Below are 982 nucleotides of genomic sequence, written 5' to 3' on the forward strand. Positions count from 1 at the left end.
GTCATATTCCATACGGAACCTTTGTACATTCCGTCACTCCTGTTGATGGAGAACTGTTTCGAGTCCTATCTACTGAATTATTAGATGATGCAGGAGTAATCGTTTTGTTAGGCTCTAATGTTGTTGGAACTGAGTCAGAGAGAGGGAATATTAAAGGAGTTAAAGTTGCTGTAAAGGGCGGGATTCGTACTATCAGGGCGAAAGCATATATCGATGCCAGTGGAGATGCCGATGTAGCTGTTTCTGCAGGAGCGAATTATACAAAAGGTGATCAAAGTACTGGTAAAATGCAACCGGTTTCAATGGTGCTTCGTTCTTACGGAACAAATAATCAAGAAATCGCTGATGCCATAGCTGTCTCAAAACCTGCGATGGCAACTCGCTCTGATCATCCAGAGCCGTTTCCAGTATATTTTAATGGTACGTTCAGTAAGTGGAATGACATCATTCTTGAAAATAATATCTTCCCTAATAAAGATCACAAGGTCTTTTTCAATACCGTATGGCCGAACCACATTAATGTGAACACTTCAGCTGTGATAGGTGTTGATGGTACGGACCCCCTCGCATTATCCAGAGCCACCTTAGAATTAACAAAGCAAATGTACCGAATTAGCCAATTCCTAAAAGATAACGTTCCCGGATTCCAGAATGCTTATTTTGTTCCATCTGCATTTGCTGGTGTAAGAGAAACCAGGAGAATTGAAGGACTTTATGAGATCAATGATGAAGACTGTATTGCAGGACGTAAATTTGAAGATACAATTGGGCAGGTTTGTTTCCCTGTTGACATTCACGATCCAGACACCGGTCAGGCACATTTTTATGAAATTGGAGACGATGGTGCTTTCGATATTCCTTTCCGTGCAATGGTTCCGAAGTATGTGGACAATGTTATAGTAGCAGGCAGATGTATCTCAACCACTTCCTTTGCACTGGGGGCAACTCGGAATATGGCACCATGTTTAGTAATGGGGCAGAG

The 982-nt window shown here is 42.1% G+C and carries 1 protein-coding gene; it reads left to right on the plus strand.

What is annotated here, in order from left to right; all coding sequences use genetic code 11:
* The coding region (locus ABHN01_RS24940; RefSeq protein WP_429877782.1) for an FAD-dependent oxidoreductase at nucleotides 1-982 on the plus strand (982 nt) is incomplete at both ends.

This window comes from Fictibacillus sp. NRS-1165, from assembly GCF_050468105.1.
GTDB classification, from domain to species: domain Bacteria; phylum Bacillota; class Bacilli; order Bacillales; family Fictibacillaceae; genus Fictibacillus_C; species Fictibacillus_C terrinigri.